Origin of the sequence: Brachybacterium sp. AOP43-C2-M15 (assembly GCF_052446295.1) — a bacterium.
In the GTDB taxonomy this organism is placed as follows: Bacteria; Actinomycetota; Actinomycetes; order Actinomycetales; family Dermabacteraceae; genus Brachybacterium.
In genome coordinates this window covers 1-18,082 of record NZ_JBQSWB010000021.1, presented here as the reverse complement: position 1 = coordinate 18,082, position 18,082 = coordinate 1, and the positions used below count along the sequence as shown (strand labels likewise).

General features: G+C 73.1%; 16 protein-coding genes. 10 read left to right on the top strand and 6 right to left on the bottom strand.

All coding sequences use genetic code 11. From position 1 onward, the window contains the following. Position 1: 1 nt before the first annotated feature. Positions 2-595, top strand: coding sequence for a GNAT family N-acetyltransferase (locus ACT3SP_RS16875; protein ID WP_444588460.1), 594 nt, complete (start codon positions 2-4; stop codon positions 593-595). A 28-nt stretch (positions 596-623) separates the two neighbouring features. Continuing rightward, positions 624-1,340: an HAD family hydrolase gene (locus tag ACT3SP_RS16870; protein WP_444588459.1), complete on the top strand. Its 717-nt coding sequence runs from the start codon at positions 624-626 to the stop codon at positions 1,338-1,340. A gap of 181 nt (positions 1,341-1,521) precedes the next feature. On the opposite strand, the gene ACT3SP_RS16865 is transcribed toward ACT3SP_RS16870, so the two are convergent. Then, complete coding sequence (locus ACT3SP_RS16865) at positions 1,522-1,740, bottom strand: DUF7455 domain-containing protein (RefSeq protein WP_444588458.1); 219 nt, start codon at positions 1,738-1,740, stop codon at positions 1,522-1,524. 175 nt (positions 1,741-1,915) lie between these two features. Between ACT3SP_RS16865 and ACT3SP_RS16860 the strand changes: the two genes are divergently transcribed. After that, positions 1,916-4,033 (top strand): DNA gyrase/topoisomerase IV subunit B, encoded by a 2,118-nt coding sequence (locus tag ACT3SP_RS16860; RefSeq protein WP_444588457.1) that lies wholly within the window; start codon positions 1,916-1,918, stop codon positions 4,031-4,033. After that, positions 4,030-4,815, top strand: a complete 786-nt coding sequence (hisF, locus tag ACT3SP_RS16855) for an imidazole glycerol phosphate synthase subunit HisF (protein WP_444588456.1) — start codon at positions 4,030-4,032, stop codon at positions 4,813-4,815. The genes ACT3SP_RS16860 and hisF overlap by 4 nt, the downstream gene beginning before the upstream one ends. A gap of 230 nt (positions 4,816-5,045) precedes the next feature. Here hisF and ACT3SP_RS16850 read toward each other — a convergent pair whose 3' ends face one another. The 3 genes from ACT3SP_RS16850 to ACT3SP_RS16840 all read right to left on the bottom strand — a co-directional run bounded on the left by ACT3SP_RS16850 (position 5,046) and on the right by ACT3SP_RS16840 (position 9,189). Further along, positions 5,046-5,312 (bottom strand): hypothetical protein, encoded by a 267-nt coding sequence (locus ACT3SP_RS16850; RefSeq protein WP_444588455.1) that lies wholly within the window; start codon positions 5,310-5,312, stop codon positions 5,046-5,048. 498 nt (positions 5,313-5,810) lie between these two features. Continuing rightward, positions 5,811-6,689, bottom strand: a complete 879-nt coding sequence (locus ACT3SP_RS16845) for a D-hexose-6-phosphate mutarotase (RefSeq protein WP_444588454.1) — start codon at positions 6,687-6,689, stop codon at positions 5,811-5,813. Between the two features lie 43 nt (positions 6,690-6,732). Then, positions 6,733-9,189, bottom strand: a complete 2,457-nt coding sequence (locus ACT3SP_RS16840; RefSeq protein WP_444588453.1) for a DNA gyrase/topoisomerase IV subunit A — start codon at positions 9,187-9,189, stop codon at positions 6,733-6,735. Positions 9,190-9,291: 102 nt separating this feature from the next. Here ACT3SP_RS16840 and ACT3SP_RS16835 point away from each other — a divergent pair, with 102 nt between their 5' ends. Genes ACT3SP_RS16835 through ACT3SP_RS16825 form a run of 3 tightly spaced genes read left to right on the top strand, consistent with a single transcriptional unit; the run spans position 9,292 to position 13,920 of the window. Next, on the top strand, positions 9,292-12,090 hold the full coding sequence (locus tag ACT3SP_RS16835; RefSeq protein ID WP_444588452.1) for a bifunctional acetate--CoA ligase family protein/GNAT family N-acetyltransferase: 2,799 nt from the start codon (positions 9,292-9,294) through the stop codon (positions 12,088-12,090). Between the two features lie 41 nt (positions 12,091-12,131). Continuing rightward, a complete protein-coding gene (locus tag ACT3SP_RS16830) occupies positions 12,132-12,716 on the top strand; it encodes a DUF5998 family protein (protein ID WP_444588451.1) in 585 nt (194 codons plus the stop codon). Between the two features lie 19 nt (positions 12,717-12,735). Continuing rightward, a complete protein-coding gene (locus ACT3SP_RS16825) occupies positions 12,736-13,920 on the top strand; it encodes an alkaline phosphatase family protein (protein WP_444588450.1) in 1,185 nt (394 codons plus the stop codon). 93 nt (positions 13,921-14,013) lie between these two features. On the opposite strand, the gene sepH is transcribed toward ACT3SP_RS16825, so the two are convergent. Then, on the bottom strand, positions 14,014-15,360 hold the full coding sequence (gene sepH, locus ACT3SP_RS16820) for a septation protein SepH (RefSeq protein ID WP_444588449.1): 1,347 nt from the start codon (positions 15,358-15,360) through the stop codon (positions 14,014-14,016). Between the two features lie 310 nt (positions 15,361-15,670). Between sepH and ACT3SP_RS16815 the strand changes: the two genes are divergently transcribed. Next, the gene (locus ACT3SP_RS16815) at positions 15,671-15,973 is read left to right on the top strand and encodes a DUF4193 domain-containing protein (protein ID WP_012805050.1); all 303 of its coding nucleotides are present in this window, start codon (positions 15,671-15,673) and stop codon (positions 15,971-15,973) included. A gap of 187 nt (positions 15,974-16,160) precedes the next feature. Here ACT3SP_RS16815 and ACT3SP_RS16810 read toward each other — a convergent pair whose 3' ends face one another. Beyond that, positions 16,161-16,670 carry a DUF3093 domain-containing protein gene (locus tag ACT3SP_RS16810; RefSeq protein ID WP_444588448.1) on the bottom strand — a complete coding sequence of 170 codons (510 nt, stop codon included), beginning with the start codon at positions 16,668-16,670 and terminating at the stop codon, positions 16,161-16,163. A gap of 122 nt (positions 16,671-16,792) precedes the next feature. Here ACT3SP_RS16810 and dut point away from each other — a divergent pair, with 122 nt between their 5' ends. Then, positions 16,793-17,320, top strand: coding sequence for a dUTP diphosphatase (dut, locus tag ACT3SP_RS16805; protein ID WP_444588447.1), 528 nt, complete (start codon positions 16,793-16,795; stop codon positions 17,318-17,320). Further along, the coding region (locus ACT3SP_RS16800) for a DUF3710 domain-containing protein (RefSeq protein WP_444588446.1) at positions 17,320-18,082 on the top strand (763 nt) is incomplete at its 3' end. The genes dut and ACT3SP_RS16800, both read left to right, overlap by 1 nt.

Genomic DNA, 18,082 nt, shown 5'->3' with positions numbered 1-18,082 from the left:
GGTGACTCACCGCAGTGCGCTGACCGACGGCGCCGGTGCCCCGGGGACGGGGGCCGGCGCCGTCGGCGTGCACCCTGTGGTCGTCCACCGGGTGGGGCCCGAGGACTGGGTCTCCCACCGGGACCTGCGCCTGGCGATGCTGCGGGCGGACCCGGACGCCTTCTGGGCGCGGGCCGACGAGATCGCCGCCTGGGACGAGCAGCGGTGTCGGAGCGACGCCGCAGGACCTCGTCTGCACCTCCAGGCGCGTCGCGGGGGCGAGGTGCTGGGAGGGATCGGTCTGCTGCCCGAGGGGTACACCCCGCAGGTGCCGATCCCCGAGGACTGCGTGCACCTGGTCTCGATGTGGGTGCGCCCCACGTCCCGCGGTCAGGGGATCTCCGACCGGCTGCTCGACGCGGCCGCCGAGCTGGCTCTCGAGCTGGGTCGGCCCCGTCTGCTGCTGGACGTCGACGCGCGCAACCTCCCGGCCCAGCGGTTCTACGGCCGGCGCGGGTTCCGGCCCACCGGTGTCACCGACCCCCGTGACGGCACCGACAGCCACTGGGTCGAGCACGAGGCCGCGGCCCGGGAGCTGATCGGCCCCGGGGGCTGATCGGATGTGAGGCACCGCACCGCACCCGGTGGCCCTGGCCACGCAGCTGCGCCCCACCGATCGCCCCGTCGTCGTGTTCGACTTCGACGGCACCGTGTGCCTGGGCGACGGTCCGGTGCTCGCCTATGCGCAGGAGGCGTTCGCAGGCATGCCCGCGGACGCGGCCGACGCGGCGCAGGAGGCCTTCGAGCGGTGGATGAGCGGGGACCGTGCCGCCGCCCCGGACGCCCCCGACGCCTACGTCGCCCTGGCCGCGATCGCCCGACCCGTGCTCGGCGAGGACCTGCACCTGGCCTACCTCGCCTCCCGTGAGCGCCTCCGCCGTGACCCGCTCGGCATCCACCCGCCCGAGGGGCTCGGCGCGCTCCTGGACGACCTGGGCGCGGAGGGATGCGCGCGCGTGCTGCTGACGAACTCGCCCGCGGTCGGCATGGAGGAGGCCCTCGACGCGCTCGGGGTCCGGGACCGCTTCGACCAGATCGTCATCCAGGGGCGCAAGCGCCGGCTGATGGAGCACCACCTCCTCACCGTGCTGGGCGGGCAGGACCCTCGCCGCCTGGTCTCGGTCGGGGACAACCTCGTCAACGACGTCTCGCCCGCTCTCCGGATCGGGGCCCGCGGCCTGCTGATCACGGGCGCCTGGGGGAGCTCCGACGTGACGGGCACGGTGCACGGCGCGCAGCTCGCCCCCACCCTCGCCGAGCACGCTCCCGCGCTGCGGGACTTCGCACAGATGCACTGCTGACGGGACGTCGCCGCCGGTGACGGCCTCGTGCCGGCGGCACCCGCTCCGCCTCGGCAGCAGCTGCCCGGCATCCCTCGAGACATCCCGCGGGCACGAGAGCCGTGCACGACGACGCGGGGGCACCCACCGATCGGTGGATGCCCCCGCGACGGCCTGCCTCCGGGCAGGTCACGTGTGCATGTCAGTCCTCGACCGGCTCCGGCTTGAGGTGGAGTCGCTCGGTCTCGTCGATGACCTCGGCGGCGACGCCCTGGAGGGCGTCCTGATGCGCACGGGCGTGGTGCCCGCAGAACATCAGCTCGCCGCCGGCCTCGAGGAGCACCTTGACGTACGCCTGAGCACCGCAGCGGTCGCAGCGGTCGTGTGCCGTGAGCCGGGGGGCTTCGAGAGTGAGGTTCATGTGGTCATTTCTAGCATCGCGGACCCGGTCGGGGGGAGCCTCCGGACCGCGGGTTCGCTGGCGGCGCAACACCCTGTGAGCCGCGCCCCTGCCCGCTCGCGGCAGGAGCGGGATGAGCGGGACGCCACGGGACCAATGCCGGGCTCAGGGCTCCGCGCCCCGTAGGATCGCGAGCGTGTCCACCACCAGCGCAGCCAAGAAGTCCGCCTACGACGCCCGCAACCTCCAGGTCCTCGAGGGCCTGGAGGCGGTCCGCAAGCGTCCCGGCATGTACATCGGCTCGACGGACTCCCGGGGCCTCATGCACTGCCTCTGGGAGATCCTCGACAACGCGGTCGACGAGGCCCTCGGCGGTCACGGCGAGTCGATCGCGGTGATCCTCCACCCCGACCACTCCGTGGAGGTGCGCGACACCGGTCGCGGCGTCCCGGTGGACGTCGAGCCCCGCACGGGCCTGACCGGCGTCGAGGTCGTCTACACCAAGCTCCACGCCGGTGGGAAGTTCGGCGGCGGCTCCTATGCCGCCTCCGGCGGTCTGCACGGCGTGGGGGCGAGCGTCGTCAACGCCCTGTCCGGGCGGCTCGACGTCGAGGTGGATCGCGCCGGGAAGACGTATGCCATGAGCTTCCAGCGCGGCAAGCCCGGCGAGTTCGCGGACACCGACGGCCCGGATCCGCAGTCCCCGTTCACCCCGGTCGCCGGGCCCGCGGAGCTGCGTGTGGTCGGGAAGGCCAAGCGGGGCGTGACGGGCACCCGGGTGCGCTACTGGGCCGATCCGCAGATCTTCGTCAAGGGATCGCACTTCTCGCTCGACGACCTCACCCGCCGCTCCCGGCAGACCGCGTTCCTGGTCCCCGGGCTGCAGCTGTCCGTGACCGACCTTCGCCCCGAGGCGAACCCGGACCTGCCGGCGACCCGCAGCTTCAAGTACGACGGCGGGATCGGGGAGTTCGTCGAGTACCTCGCCCAGGACGAGCGGATCACCGACGTGATCCGCCTGCAGGGCTCCGGCGCGTACACCGAGACGATCCCCGTCCTGGACCGCAACGGGCACATGGTCTCGACCGACGTGGATCGCAGCTGCGAGGTCGACATCGCCCTGCGCTGGGGGGCGGACTACGACTCGACCGTGCGCTCCTTCGTGAACATCGTGGCCACCCCCAAGGGCGGCACCCACGTGACCGGCTTCGAACAGGCGCTGCTCAGGACGATGCGCAAGCAGGTCGAGAACCAGGCACGACGGGTGAAGTTCAACGCCAAGAACGAGAAGATCGAGAAGGACGACGCGCTCGCGGGCCTCACCGCCGTGGTGAGCGTGCGCATCGACGAACCGCAGTTCGAGGGCCAGACCAAGGAGGTCCTCGGCACCCCGGCGATCCGCCAGATCGTCGCCAAGGTGGTCGAGGAGCGTCTCACCGAGTTCCTCAGCTCCTCCAAGAAGGGCGAGAAGGAGCAGGCGGCGCTGGTCATCGACAAGGTGGTCTCCGAGATGCGGGCCCGCATCGCCGCACGCATGCACAAGGAGGTCTCGCGTCGCAAGAACGCTCTGGAGTCCTCGACCATGCCGACCAAGCTCGCCGACTGCCGCACCCACGACCTCGAGCGCTCCGAGCTCTTCCTCGTCGAGGGCGACAGCGCGCTCGGCACCGCGAAGAACGCCCGCTCCTCGGAGTACCAGGCGCTGCTGCCGCTGCGCGGCAAGATCCTCAACGTCCAGAAGGCGTCCATCACGGACATGCTGAAGAACGCCGAGTGCGCGAACATCATCCAGGTGATCGGTGCCGGCTCCGGGCGCACCTTCGACCTCGACGCCTCGCGCTACGGCAAGATCATCATGATGACCGACGCCGACGTCGACGGCGCACACATCCGCACCCTGCTGCTGACCCTCTTCCACCGGTACATGCGCCCGCTGGTCGAGGCCGGCCGCGTCTACGCCGCGGTGCCGCCGCTGCACCGGGTGGAGATCATCCACGGCGGATCGAAGAAGAACGAGCTGGTCTACACCTACTCCGAGGCGGAGCTGCTGAAGCTGCTGAAGAGCCTCGAGCGGCGCGGCAAGCGCTACAAGGAGCCGATCCAGCGCTACAAGGGACTGGGGGAGATGGACGCCGACCAGCTCGCGGACACCACCATGGATCCACGCCATCGCACCCTGCGCCGGGTCCGGATCGAGGACGCAGAGGCGGCGAGCGCCGTCTTCGAGCTGCTGATGGGCTCCGAGGTCGCGCCGCGCAAGCAGTTCATCATCGAAGGGGCCGAAGAACTCGACCTGGAGAGGATCGACGCATGAGCGTCGCCGTCCGTGTGATCCCCTGCCTCGACGTCGACGCGGGACGCGTCGTCAAGGGCGTGAACTTCAAGGACCTGAGGGACGCCGGCGATCCCGTCGAGCTCGCAGCCCGCTACGGGGCCGAGGGCGCGGACGAGCTCACGTTCCTCGACGTCACCGCCTCCTCCGGGGGGCGCGAGACCATGATCGAGGTGGTGCGCGCCGCCGCCGAGCAGATCTTCATCCCGCTGACCGTCGGCGGCGGCGTGCGCTCGGCGGCCGATGTGGACCAGCTGCTGCGGGCAGGCGCGGACAAGTGCGGGGTGAACACCGCCGCGATCGCCCGCCCCGAGGTGATCAGCGAGATCTCCCGCCGCTTCGGGAACCAGGTGCTGGTGCTCTCGATCGACGCCCGCCGCGTGACCGACGAGACGCCGGAGGGCACTGCCCGGAAGGGCTCCGGGATCGAGGTCACCACCCACGGCGGTCGCCGCGGCACCGGCATCGACGCGATCGCGTGGATCCGTGAGGTCACCGAGCGGGGGGCCGGGGAGATCCTGCTGAACTCGATGGACGCCGACGGCACCGAGCGGGGCTTCGACCTCGAGCTGATCCACCTGGCGCGGGAGGCGACGAACCTGCCTCTGATCGCCTCCGGCGGCGCCGGGACGCCCGAGCACTTCGCGCCGGCGGTGCACGCCGGGGCGGACGCCGTGCTCGCCGCGAGCGTGTTCCACTTCCAGCAGATGACGATCGGCGAGGCGAAGGCCGCGATGGCGGCCGACGGGATCACCGTGCGGTGACTGCACCGCTGTCGGTGGCCGTGCGCACGGCGGTCAGGTGCGCGTGCCGCTGGTGGGGCCCTCCATGCACCGCATCAGGGGTGGTTCCCCGCGCTCACGGGGGACCGTGACCGCGGGGGGCCACGAGGGTGGTCGGCTGCGGGATGGGCACCAGCATCGAGGGAGCGTGCGCGCAGCTCCCGCGATGCTGGTGACGGTGGACCCGGCGGGTGCCGACGACGGCTCCGCGCTCACCGCAGCTGGGTGAGGCCGGCGGCGAACAGCGCACGCTGCACGACCAGCTCGTGCTCGTCCCGGGCCTGCTGGGCGGTGTGCTCGAGGCGGATCTGCTCGGCGGCGCGCTCCCGTCGTGCCTGTCGGAGTGCGCGGCGTCGGGCGCGCCGGGGGTGTCGGGCGCGCCGCGTCGCATCGTCCGTGCGCTCGTCGGCGAACTGGGGCGGGCGCTGCTCGGCGTCGGTGGTCGGTAGACGGGTCTCGAGGATCGGGCCGGTGGACATGGAGGAACTCCTGGGGAGGTGGGTGATCGGGTCTCCGCACCGTGCGGGCGGCGGAGGTCCGCGACGTGCGCGGGCGAGCGCGCCCGATGCGCGCGGTGTGCGCGCCGGGGCGTGGGCGGGATTGCCGCGAGGGCGGCGAACCGTGGGCGTCAGGCGTCGGTGCGCTGATCGCGCACGGCGGTGTGCGGGGCGGGCTGCGGCGTCAGCGGGCCGTGAGGCCGTCGGCGGCGGCGGGACGGTGATCCCCGCCGTCCGTGCGCTGCATCGCGGTTCTCCCGAGATGCCGGAGCGGGGACGCAGGCCCGCCGGACGACGACGCGGCCGGCTGTGCCGGGGTCGTGGTCGGGCTCGTGTGCATCTCCATGGGGACAGTCGACCACTCGGGTGCTCTCGCGCACAACCGAATATCCGGCGGCGACGACGAGGACCCGGTCGCCCCGACAGGGCGGCCGGGTCCGGGCTGCGTCCGGGCGGGGGACGCGCTGTGCGGAGCCGGCCTCAGCGCTCGATGCGGTAGGTGACCCCGAGGCGGTGGGACTGCCCGGGCTCGAGAGCCACGAAGCCGTCCTTCGCGACCGCCGGCTCGATGCACACGAACTGCGGCCAGGCCTCGTCGGGGATGTCCGCCATCCCCGACGCGAGCGTGTCCCAGGGATTCCACACGACGGTCCTCGTGGTGCCGCGCGGGGCGGAGACGATCCGCCGACCGGTGGCCTCGTCCTGGACCGTCACCTCTCCGGCGGCGTCGACGACGCGGTCCGTGGAGGCTGTCAGACGCAGCGGCTCCGCCGGCAGCACGTCCGGGGTCAGGCCGCGGGTGTTGTCCAGGCAGTCCGCGCCCTCGAGCCCATGGATCGCGATCTCGCGCACGTCGCCGACGGCGAGATAGGTGTGCAGCGCAGCCTCGAGCTCGAGCGGCGTCGCCGCGGCCGTGACGGTGAGGTCCACCGACAGCTCGGCGCCGATCCGCAGGTCGAGGGTCGCGGTCAGCGCCGCGGCGTCCTCCGGGGTGCGCAGAGTGAGCAGGACGTCCTCACCTTCGCGCCCGGCACCGACCAGGTCCCAGCGCACGGTGCGCAGCCAGCCGTGCTTGACGGGCATGGTCCCGTCCCGTCCCGGCCCGAACCAGGGACCGATCAGCGGGATGCCGCCGCGGATCGCCGTCCCCGGGCCGAAGGCGCTCTGCGGGCTCAGCCACAGCAGGTCCGTCTCCCCGGTCGGCGCGTAGCTGGTCAGCTGCGCACCGTCGAGGAGCAGCTCCGCCGTGGCCGCCGAGGTCCGGACCTGCAGGGCATCGACCCCGTGGGCCCGAGCGGCGCGGACGCCCTCGGGCAGCGGGACGGTGGATGCGGGGGAGTCGGCGCTCGCGGAGTTCATGGGCTCATCGTCCCACGGCATCCGGTGCCTGCCGCGGCGCCGGTCAGGCGACCGCGGCGATCGGCACCGCGACCGGCGTGCCGGAGCCGTCCCGGCGCCCGGTGGGCTCGGGGAGGTCGATCGGCTGACCCGCCTCGGAGCAGGCGCGGGCCGGATGGGGCACCACCCAGGCACCGATCAGGGCGTCCTCGCCGCGCAGGAAGCGGTGACAGCGCATCCCGGCGGTCGCGCGCCCCTTGGCCGGGAACTCGGTCAGCGCGGTGACCTTGAGGGAGCCGGTCTGCAGCAGCGGAAGGGTCGCGGAGCTGCCCGCGACGGTCACGACCTCCGCCGGGGCCGTCACGTCGATCACGCCGAAGCTGAGCACCTCGGCGCCGTCGGCCAGCTTGATGCCCGCCACCCCGCCGGCGCCGCGGCCCTGGGGGCGCACGCCCGAGGAGGGGAAGTGCAGCAGCTGCGCATCGGTGGTGATGAACGCGAGGTCGAGGTCCTCGTCCTGCTCGAGGTCGACCGCCCCGACCACCGCGTCGCCGTCCTTCAGCGAGATGATCTCGAAGCCGTCCGACCTCGGGAAGTCGAGCTGGACCCGCTTGACCACGCCGTGGCGGGTGCCGAGAGCGATCGCGCCTCCGCGGGCGATGTCCGCCTCGGCGACCCGGATCAGGCCCAGGGCGCGCTCGTCCCGCTCCAGGTCCAGGAGGTCGGAGAGCCGTGTGCCGCCGGCGAGCGAGGGCGCCCCGGCGGTGGGGGCGAGGGAGGGGAGGTCCACGACGGACAGCCGCAGCACCCGACCGCGGTCGGTGACCACGCCGACGTGCGAGCGGGTGCTCGACTGCACGTGGGAGACGACCACGTCGTGGGAGGCGCGCGGGCCCTCCCGCAGCAGCGGTCCCTCGCCCGCGACCCGCGCGATGAGACCGGTCCCCGTCAGCAACACGCCGCAGGGTTCGTCGGCCACCTCGAGGGAGCCCGCCGCCGAGGTCACGGGCTTCTCCGCGGCCTCCAGCAGCACGGTGCGACGGGAGTCGCCGTGCTCGGCGGCCACCTGTGCCAGCTCCTCGGAGACCAGGGCGCGCAGCACGGCGTCGGAGCCCAGGATCTCCTCGAGCTCCTCGATCTCGCGGCGCAGGTCGTCGCGCTCCGCCTCGAGGTCGATCTGGGAGAACTTCGTCAGGCGCCGCAGCCGCAGCTCGAGGATGTACTCGGCCTGCACCTGGCTGAGGTCGAAGACCGCCATCAGCGTGGTGCGGGCGACGTCGGCGTCGTCGCTCTGCCGCACGATCTGGATGACCTCGTCGATGTCCAGGATCGCCAGCAGCAGGCCCTCGACCAGGTGCAGGCGCGCCGTGCGCTTGCCGAGGCGGTGCTCCGTGCGGCGGCGCACCACCTGCAGGCGGTGGTCGACGAACACCTCGAGCAGGTGCTTGAGCCCCAGAGTGCGGGGCTGCCCCTCGACCAGGGCGACGTTGTTGATGCCGAAGGACTCCTCGAGCGGCGTGAAGCGGTAGAGCTGCTCGAGCACCGCCTCCGGCTCGAAGCCGGACTTCACCGTGAGCACGAGACGGAGGCCGTGATGACGATCGGTGAGGTCCTGGTAGTCGGTGATGCCCTGGACCTTCTTGGACTGCACCGCATCGCGCAGCTTCTCCGCGAGCCGCTCGGGACCGACCTGGTACGGCAGCTCCGTGACCACGATCCCCTTGCGGCGGGAGGTGACGTTCTCGATCCGCGTGGTGGCGCGCATCTTGAAGGAGCCGCGACCGGTGCGGTACGCGTCCCGGATGCCCTCCAGGCCCACGATCCGGCCGCCGGTGGGCAGATCCGGCCCGGGCACGAAGCGCATCAGCTCCTCGAGCTCCGCCTCGGGATGCTCGATGAGGTGCCGGGCGGCGGCGATCGTCTCGACCAGGTTGTGGGGCGCCATGTTCGTGGCCATGCCCACCGCGATCCCGGACGCTCCGTTGACCAGGAGGTTCGGGTACTGGGCGGGCAGCACCTCCGGCTGCAGCAGCTGATTGTCGTAGTTGGGGATCATCTCCACGACGTCCTCGCCCAGCGAGTCCGTCATCAGCAGCGCCGCCTTGGCCAGGCGCGCCTCGGTGTACCGGGGGGCGGCGGGCCCGTTGTCGAGGGAGCCGAAGTTGCCGTGCCCGTCCACCAGCGGCATGCGCATGTTGAAGCTCTGCGCCATGCGCACCAGCGCGTCGTAGATCGCGGTGTCGCCATGAGGATGGAGCTTGCCCATCACCTCGCCGACCACGCGCTGGCTCTTCACATGGCCCTTCTCGGGGCGCAGCCCCATGTCGGCCATCATGTAGAGGATGCGGCGCTGCACGGGCTTGAGCCCGTCGCGGGCGTCGGGCAGCGCCCGGGAGTAGATCACGGAGTAGGCGTACTCCAGGAACGAGGACTCCATCTCGCTGGTGACGTCGATGTCGACGATCGTCTCGTCGACCGCGCCGTCGCCGGCGGCCGGTGTGGTGCTGCGTGATCGGGCCATGGAGGACATCATGGCGCATGACCGGCCACGATCCCGGGATCCCGGGGCCGGGACGGGACGTGAATCCCGTCAACCCCGCCGGGCCGACGATAGGATCGGCCCATGGCGGACAGACGTGAGGGCCTGCGCACACTGCGCCGCCGCGGACGGGGCGGCGACGAGGCGCGACCCAGCTACCCGGCCCACTGGGAGGCCGACATCGCCCTGCGGGACGGCTCCGCCGCGCACCTGCGGCCGATCCTGCCGACGGACGCCGACGCCCTCCAGGACTTCCACCAGCGACAGTCCGAGCATTCGCGCTACCTGCGCTTCTTCGCGCCCATGCCCCGGCTGTCCCCCCGGGACCTCGAACGGTTCACCCACGTGGACCACAGCGACCGGGTCGCCTTCGTCGTCCTGGCCGGGGCGGAGATCATCGCGGTGGGTCGCTACGACCGCACCGAGCCGCACTCCGCCGAGGTGGCGTTCAACGTCTCCGACTCCCGTCAGGGGACCGGGCTCGCGTCCGTGCTGCTCGAGCACCTCGCCGCCGCCGCCCGGGAGCGCGGGATCAACCGGTTCACCGCAGAGGTGCTCCCGCAGAACACCAAGATGATCAAGGTGTTCACCGAGACCGGCTTCGACGTCGAGAGGATGCTCGACGACGGGGTCGTGATGGTCTCCTTCCGCATCGATCCCACCGCGCGCTCCCTCGCCGTGATGGCCGAGCGCGAGCACCGCGCCGAGGCCCGCGCGATGGAGCGTCTCCTGCACCCGGAATCCGTGCTGCTGCTCGGCGTCTCCTCCCGGGGGGACTCCGCCGGGGGGCGTTTCCTCTCCGCCCTCGAGACCTCCGGGTACGACGGCACCGTCCACGTGGTCTCCCGCGATGCGCTCGAGCTGCGCGGGCACCGCACCTGGGCGAAGGTCTCCGACGTGCCGGGCGCGGTGGATCTCGCCGTGATCGCGCTGCGCCCCGAGGCGTGTCTCGATGCGATCGAGGAGTGCGCCGAGATCGGTGTGCGCAGCGTGGTGATCCCCACCGAGGGCTTCACCGACGTCGAGAGCGGCGACCGCGGCGCCGGCGCGGCGGGCGCGAGCCTGCAGCGGGAGCTGGTGGTCCGCGCCCGACGGCACGGCATGCGCCTGCTCGGACCCGGCTCGCTCGGCTTCCTGCGCACCGGCGAGCACGCGATCAGCCTCTCCCTCGCCCCGACGATGCCGCGCCCGGGGCGGGTGGCCCTGGCCGGGCAGTCCAGCGCGCTGTCGGCCATGCTGCTGGCCGGCACCGACACCCGCGGCATCGGGCTGCACGAGTTCGTGGGAGCCGGCAACCGCGCCGACGTCTCCCTCAACGACACCCTCCAGCACTGGGAGGACGACGAGCAGGTGGGAGTCATCGGCCTCGCTCTCGAGTCCATGGGCAACCCGCGCAAGTTCACGCGGATCGCGCGCCGGCTCACCCGCTCCACCCCGCTGGTCGTGCTGCGTCCGCCCGGCAGCGAGTCGCATCGACCGCCGGGGCACGACGTACGCCCCTCGATGCTTCCCCGGCGCGCGCTGGACCAGGTGCTCGACTCCGCCGGCGTGGTGCAGACCCAGGGCGTGGACCACCTGCTCGACGTCGTCGACGCCATCGACCGTCAGGGCCTGCCGCTCGGGCGCCGGGTGGGACTGCTCTCCAACACCGCCGCCCTCGGCTCCTCGCTGCGCGGTGCGGCGGACCAGGCCGGCCTCGACGTGGTCGCGGACAACCGCAGCGTGCCCCTCACCGCGGATCCGCGGTTGGTTCAGCGGGCCTTCACCTCGATGGCGGCGCGGGGAGAGGTCGACCTGGTCATCGCCGGGGTGCTCGACCCGCTCAGCGGGGACTGCACGGAGGTGCTGCGGCAGATGGCGACCGTGGCCCGGCACTCCGAGGTCGTGCTCCTGGTCTGCCTGGTCAGTACCGCGGACCGCTTCGGAGAGGTGCAGCGGACGGTGCGCGGCGATGGTGCGCTGCCCCCCGTCCATGCCACGCCCTACGCGGTGGTGCGGGCCGGCGCGGGCATGCTCTCGGCGGCGCTGCGCCCACAGGCCGACGACGAGGAGCCCGCCCAGCGCGAGGACGTCGACCGCGCCGCCGCCCGCGAACTCGTGGACGCACTGCTGCCCGGCCCCGCGCGGGCGGACGCCGAGGACACCGGCCCCGACCGGGGCGCCGCGGACCGGAGCGCCGAGGACAGGGGCGCCGTGGACCTGGGCGCCGAGGACACCACGGCGCTGCTGGCCGCCTACGGGATCGGGCTGCTGGCCTCCCGCCGCATCGCGGACGCCGAGGACGCTCTGTCGCAGGCCGCGGAGATCGGCTACCCGGTCGCGCTCAAGAGCACCGACCCCGTCCTGCGCCATCGCGCGGATCTCGGCGGTGTGCGCCTGGACATCCCTGACGCCGTGCAGCTGCGCCACGCCGTGGAGCGGATGCGCCGCGACCTGTCCTACTCGAGCGCCCCGCTCGAAGTGCAGAGGATGGCGCCCGCCGGTGTGCCGATGGTGGTGCGCAGCGTCGAGGACCCCTCCCTCGGTCCGGTCGTGTCCCTCTCCGTCGCCGGGGACGCCACGGATCTGCTCGAGGACATCGCCTATGCGATCCCACCGTTCAGCGAGGGCGCTGCGGCACGCCTGGTGGACACCCCGGCCTCCGCGGTGAAGCTGCGCGGCACCCGCGGGCTGCCCCCGGCGGACCGGGAGGCCCTCGCCGACCTGGTGGTCCGCATCGGGCTGCTCGCCGAGGACGTGCCGGAGCTCGCCGCGCTCGAGCTCTATCCCGTCCTGGTCGCGCAGGACGGCACCACCGTGATCGGTGCCCGGGCCCGTCTGGCTCCGGCGCCGAACCGCACCGACGGCGCACGCCGAGTGCTCTCCGGCCCGGCGGGCGACTGAGCGGCGCCGCCCGACACCGGTCGACGTGGGATGATGGCGCGATGACGACCGCTCTTCCCGCTGACCTGCTCAGCGACCTCGAGACCGCCGGCTACTTCCCGCAGACGGCCGCACGGAGCCTGGAGCGCTCGCTGCGCGGCGCCGACCCGATCGCGCACCTGGTGCGTCCCGAGACGACCTTCGACGGCCCCGAGGTGCGCCGTCATCTCACCGTCGTGGTCCTCACCCCGGCGCACCTGGTGATCACCCATCTCGACGACGATCCCGCGGATGCGCTGAACCCCAGCCAGGTGGTCTCCACCACCGAGCGCGTCAGGTTGCAGCGGATCACGACCTCGGGGCTGTCCCAGGTCTTCGACACCGACGGGCAGCAGAACCCCGGCCGGGAGGCGGAGGTCACTCTCGGGGTCAGCTGGGACGGGAGCCGTCGCGTGGACCTCGAGCGCGCGGTGTGCGAGGACCCCGGATGCCAGCTCGACCACGGCTACACCGGGACCATCGCCCCCTCGGATCTCGCGCTGCGCGTCTCCGCTCTCGCCGACGGCGAAGGGGCCGTCGAGGAGGCGCTGGCCTTCCACGACCGGCTGGTCGATGCGATCGATGCGATCGATGCGGCCGGAGCCTGAGCCCGATGTGCGGTGCGACGTGCCCGCTGACCGTGCCGGAGGCGACGATCTCGTGCCGCCCCACCCGGTGACCACGGCCGAGGGCGCGTGCTCCTGGCCCTCGGATCTGGTCCCGCCGCCGTTCGCCGGGGGAGCGCGGCCCGCTCTGCTCGATGTGCTCGCCCCCCTGGCGGCGGCCCCCGCCCCCGGCCGGGACCTGGTGGTGCTGCTCGACGGCGTGGGCGCGGACCTGCTCGCCGAGCACCGGGCGCTCACGCCCACGCTGCGACGACTCGCCCCGCAGACCGAGCGGGTGCGCACCGTCGCCCCGACCACCACCGCGAGCGCCATGGTCTCCCTGCACACCGGGCTGTCACCGCTCGGGCACGGCGCGCTGGGATATCTCACCTATGATCCGCTCAGCGGCCGCACCGTCAACCAGCTGACGGGCGCGGCGGGGACCGATCCCGGCCGGTGGATGCCGCTGCCCACGCCGGTCGAGGCCGGCACGCGCAGGGCGGTGCAGGTGGCGCCGGCCAAGCACGCCCACTCCCATCTCAGCGGCGTCGCCTTCCGGGGCTGGGAGTTCCTCGCCCACGGTCGCGGGGATCGGGTCGAGGCGGTCCGTACGGCGCTCCATCGGGCCGGGCCCGACGGGCTCGTCCACCTGCACGTCGACGACGTGGACCACGCAGGGCATCGCCACGGGGTGGACTCGGAGGAATGGCGCACGGCGCTCGCGGAGGTCGATGCGCTGCTCGGAGCGCTGCTGCGGCGCCTGCCCCGCGGCACCCGCATGCATGTCACGGCAGATCACGGCATGGTCGACACCGCGCCGGAGCTGACCACCGATCTCGCCGACCATCCGCGGCTGCTGAACCTGGTCGACGAGGTCGCGGGGGAGGCGAGGGCCCTGTCCCTGCACTGCGTGCCCGGGGAGGGCGTCGAGGAGGAGCTCGCCGACGGGCTCACCGATCTTCTGGGCGAGCGCGCCCTGGTCCTGCGGCACGACCAGGTCCTCGCCGCGGGGCTGCTGGGTCCGATCGGGACGCCGGTCTCCGCGCGGGTCGAGGGACGGCTCCCGGATGTGCTGGTGCTCTCCAGGGACCGATGGAGCGTGGACGACTTCTCCCGCCGTCCGGACTCGGCCCGGCACATGATCGGCGTGCACGGATCGCTGACCTCGGCCGAGGCCTGGGTGCCGCTGCTGCGCACCGAGATCTGAGCGCGAGGGTTCTGAGCGCGGGGCCCGGTCGCCCGCGCCGGACGGACCCCGCGCCGAGCGGACTCGGCGACGGTGGTCTCGTGCCGTGCGTGGTCAGTCGTGCTTGGAGCCGAAGACGATCTCGTCCCAGCTGGGCATGGAGGCCCGCTTGCTGCGCGCCTTCGACGACTTCGACGTCTTCTTCGCCGGCTTGTCGTCCGAGCCCGTGGTCTCGTGCGCGGAGTCGGCGGTCGCGGCGTCGTCGTCGAAGCCCGGCAGCGGTGTGAGGTCGACCGTGTCCTGATAGCGGATGCCGTCCTCGGAGCCGGCGGAGCCGCCGTCCTGCTGCGCGTCCTCGGTCGCGTCGTCCCCGAGCGGCGCGGCCGCGGCGGCGTCGTCGAGCTCGTCGGGATCCGTGGCGTCGAGCTCGTCGACCCCGTGCACGCCGCCGGCGGTGTGCTCGCGCTCCGCCTCCTGATCCGCGTCCACCGGGACGTCGTCGAGCTCCGCGGGATCCTCGCTGCGGTCGTCGTGATCGTCCACGGGAGCGGGGCCCGCGCCGAGGGCGTGCGGGTCCTCCGCGCCCCCTCGGACGGTGCTCGTCGGGTCGGTGGCCGGGTCGGTGACCTCGATGGCCGCGGTCTCGGTGTCGTCGGCCTCGTCCAGGCCCGACCAGACGCCGGCGGAGTCGTCGGGCCGCGGGACGGAGCGCAGGCCGCGGCGGGCGTTGAGCGCCTCGAGGTCCTCGTCGTCGATGATCGAGGGGTGCTCGTCCGAGACCGGCCGGCGCGGCCAGGAGCGCGACCGCGTGGCGGGCGCGCCCTCGAGCGATCCGTCGGCCTCGAGGTCGTAGACGGAGCTCTTGACGGACTGCAGACGGCCGCGACCGCTGCGGGTCTCGAGCGGTGCGTCCTCGTCGCTGATCCAGCGCGCCTCGTCGTCCACCGGGGAGACCGAGCGGTTGTCGATGTCCGCGACCCAGTGCGCCTGGCGGGTGCGGCCGCCGGCGGAGAAGGTCAGCTCGAGCGTCCAGGTGCCGTCCTGTCGGCGCCAGGCGTCCCAGGCGGTGTCGCCGCTCGCCTCGCGCGCCGCGAGCCGCTCGGCGACCACGTCCTGCAGCGCGGGACCGCCGCGGCCGACAGGGAAGGTGCGGGCGCGCTGCGCGGTCCACTCGCGCTCGGCGAGCACGGGACCCTCGTAGCGGCGCACGTGCTCGAGCGGGATCTCCGAGACCTCCGCGATGTCCTCGGCGCTGCGTCCGCCGCGGAGCATCGCCTGGATCTCGCGCGGCCGCAGGGGAGCGGCGTCGGCGGCCTGGATCATGTTCAGCGCGGGCCGGTCCGTGCGCACCGCGGCCCGCAGCGCCTTGTCGATGCGCAGCGTGTACCGCTCGCCGTCGGAGTCGACCAGGAGCAGGTGTTCCCCGTCGTCATGGATCCCGTCGAGTTCGAGCTCGCGCATCGTCGTCCTCTCCGTCGGAGCCTGGTCGCCCTCGTGCAGATGTCCGCTGCAGATGTCAGCATGCAGAAGTCTAGGCCGCGACCTTATCGTGCACGGCTGTGCATCGCCTGCGGGACGCGCACGATGCGTCGGCGTGTTGCCGCCGCGCGCGGACGGCGTGTTGTGGGGCACGGCCCTCTCTGCAATAATGCCGCCGCATTCAGCGTTGAGACCCGGGCCGGCCGGATGCGGCCCGCGAGGACTCACCGGCGCGGAACTGCCCCAGGACCCAGGTCGGACCCCACCGACGACTACCAGGAACGGACCGTAGATGGCCACTGATTACGACGCCCCGCGCAAGAACGACGACGACTCCAACGACGACTCCATCGAGGAGCTGAAGGGTCGCCGGAACGAGGCGGCGACCCCGACGGTCGACGAGGACGAGGCCGAGGCCGCGGACTCCTACGAGCTCCCGGGCGCCGACCTGTCGGGCGAGGAGCTCTCGGTGCGGGTGCTGCCCCGCCAGGCCGATGAGTTCACCTGCGCCAGCTGCTTCCTCGTGAAGCACCGCAGCCAGATCGACCACGTCGAGGGCACCCTCATCATCTGCAAGGAGTGCGCGGCGGCCTGACCGGGCGGGCCGCCGCCTCGCGCGCGGCCTCCCGGCAGCACCTCGCTCCACTGCTCAGCACGGCGGACGGCGCCGCACCCGAACGGGTGCGGCGCCGTCCGCCGTGCTGCAGGTGCCGCGTGCAGGCAGCCCCTGGCACGGGGACGTCATCACGAGGGAGTCCCCTCGTCGTGCGGGCCGCGAGCGGTCAGCGGGCCTCTCGCCGGCGCTGACGCTGCGCGGTGCGCAGGGCGAGCGCGAGATCCTCCGGTCGCCGGGTCGAGGCGATCCAGGCCGTGGTCGGATCCTCGTCGTCCAGCACCTCGACGCGGAGGCCCGAGCGGGTCCATCCGCGCACGCAGTGATGGGCCAGCGGCTCGAAGTCCTGGCCGATGGCGAGGGACCACTCCTCGTCGCGCAGCACGACCGGCTCTCCGAGCAGGTCCACGTCGATGCGTGCGCGACTCAGGCGGAAGACGCCCTCGTCGACCTCGAGCACGGGCGAGTACTGGAAGACCACGGCGAGCAGGACGAGGACCGAGACGGCCGAGACCGCGACCGCGGCGGTGAGGTTCAGCGGCACCAGGATCAGTCCCAGCGCACCGCCCACCGCTACGGCGGCGATCCAGAACCCCGGACCGGCGAGCACACGCTCGTGGAAGAGGGCGCCCTCGCTCGGGAGGGCCTGGTCATCGGTGCGATCTGCAGCGTCGGGCATGTTCCCATCGTCTCACGCAGCACCTGGGCGCCACCGCTCCGGACGCGCTGCCGAGCGGACGCACGGGGCGATGCTCGGAGCCGGCTGGATGCGCGGGGCCCGGCAGGACATACTCTGGCCCCATGCCTGTCGATTCAGCTGACACCCTGCCCGAGGACCCGGGCACGACCACCGGCCCCGCCCTGCGGATACGGCGCACGGGCTCCGCCCCGCTGCCGCACCGCGCTCATGCCGACGATGCCGGTCTCGACCTGGCCAGCGCCGAGGAGGTCGAGATCCCCGCCGGAGGGCGCGCCCTGGTCGACACGGGCCTGGCCCTCGCCCTGCCGCCCGGCACCGTCGGGATGGTCTGTCCCCGCTCGGGCCTCGCCGTGCGCCACGGCGTCACGGTCCTGAACGGCCCCGGTATCGTGGACGCCGGATATCGCGGGCCGATCAAGGTCGCCCTGCACAACACCGATCCGTCCGAGCCCTTCCGCCTCCACGTCGGGGACCGCATCGCCCAGCTCGTGGTGGTGCCCTTCCTCGCCCCCGTCCTGCAGGAGGTCGAGGACCTCGAGGCCACCGACCGGGCCGCCGCCGGCTTCGGCTCCAGCGGCGGGTTCGGGACGAGCCCGGTGACCGTCGACGAGAGCACGGAGGGACGCTGATGGGACTGTTCTCCCGGAAGAAGAAGCAGGCCGAGGAGGACGCCGTCCTCACGGCGTCGGAGGAGACGACCGAGGATCCGACGAGCGCCGACGGCGCGGCGCCGGACGAGGAGGCGGACTCCGCGGACGACGCGGAGGATCAGGACGCGCCCGAGGAGGCCGCGACCGCCGAGGACCCCGATGCTCCTGCGGAGAACGTGCGGGAGACCCCCCGCACGGAGCACCTCGAGGACGGGCCCTACGACGAGGCGGACGCACCGGAGGAGGACCGCATCGACCTGGGCGGGCTCCAGGTGCCCACGATCGACGGCCTGGAGCTGCGGATGGTCGCCGATCAGCGCAGCGGCGGCATCACCGGGGCGAACCTGGTGATCGCTGGCTCCTCGCTCCAGGTCCAGGCCTTCGCCGCGCCGAAGTCCCGCGGACTGTGGGAGGAGGTGCGCACCTCCCTGCGGGACTCCGTGGTCTCCCAGGGCGGCACCGCCGAGACGCGGACCGGCGTCTTCGGCACCGAGCTGATCACCCGCCTCCCGGTCAAGCGGGCCGACGGCCGCACCGGCTACCGGCCCGCGCGGTTCATCGGCATCGACGGACGGCGCTGGTTCCTGCGCGCGATCCTCACCGGCAAGGCGCTCGGCGATGCGGAGCAGTCCCGCCGCTTCGAGACGATCCTCTCCCGCCTGGTGGTGGTGCGCGGCTCCGAGGCGATGGCCCCCCAGGAGCTGATCCCGCTGCACGTGCCCGGGGAGCGCCCGGGTCTGC

Bases quoted from the DNA above. Each gene is read 5' to 3' on its own strand.
- ACT3SP_RS16865 (WP_444588458.1), bottom strand. From the start codon at position 1,740: ATGAACCTCACTCTCGAAGCCCCCCGGCTCACGGCACACGACCGCTGC.
- ACT3SP_RS16850 (WP_444588455.1), bottom strand. From the start codon at position 5,312: ATGTCCACCGGCCCGATCCTCGAGACCCGTCTACCGACCACCGACGCC.
- ACT3SP_RS16830 (WP_444588451.1), top strand. From the start codon at position 12,132: ATGACGACCGCTCTTCCCGCTGACCTGCTCAGCGACCTCGAGACCGCC.
- ACT3SP_RS16835 (WP_444588452.1), top strand. From the start codon at position 9,292: ATGGCGGACAGACGTGAGGGCCTGCGCACACTGCGCCGCCGCGGACGG.
- ACT3SP_RS16845 (WP_444588454.1), bottom strand. From the start codon at position 6,689: ATGAACTCCGCGAGCGCCGACTCCCCCGCATCCACCGTCCCGCTGCCC.
- hisF (WP_444588456.1), top strand. From the start codon at position 4,030: ATGAGCGTCGCCGTCCGTGTGATCCCCTGCCTCGACGTCGACGCGGGA.
- ACT3SP_RS16815 (WP_012805050.1), top strand. From the start codon at position 15,671: ATGGCCACTGATTACGACGCCCCGCGCAAGAACGACGACGACTCCAAC.
- ACT3SP_RS16840 (WP_444588453.1), bottom strand. From the start codon at position 9,189: ATGGCCCGATCACGCAGCACCACACCGGCCGCCGGCGACGGCGCGGTC.
- ACT3SP_RS16810 (WP_444588448.1), bottom strand. From the start codon at position 16,670: ATGCCCGACGCTGCAGATCGCACCGATGACCAGGCCCTCCCGAGCGAG.
- dut (WP_444588447.1), top strand. From the start codon at position 16,793: ATGCCTGTCGATTCAGCTGACACCCTGCCCGAGGACCCGGGCACGACC.
- sepH (WP_444588449.1), bottom strand. From the start codon at position 15,360: ATGCGCGAGCTCGAACTCGACGGGATCCATGACGACGGGGAACACCTG.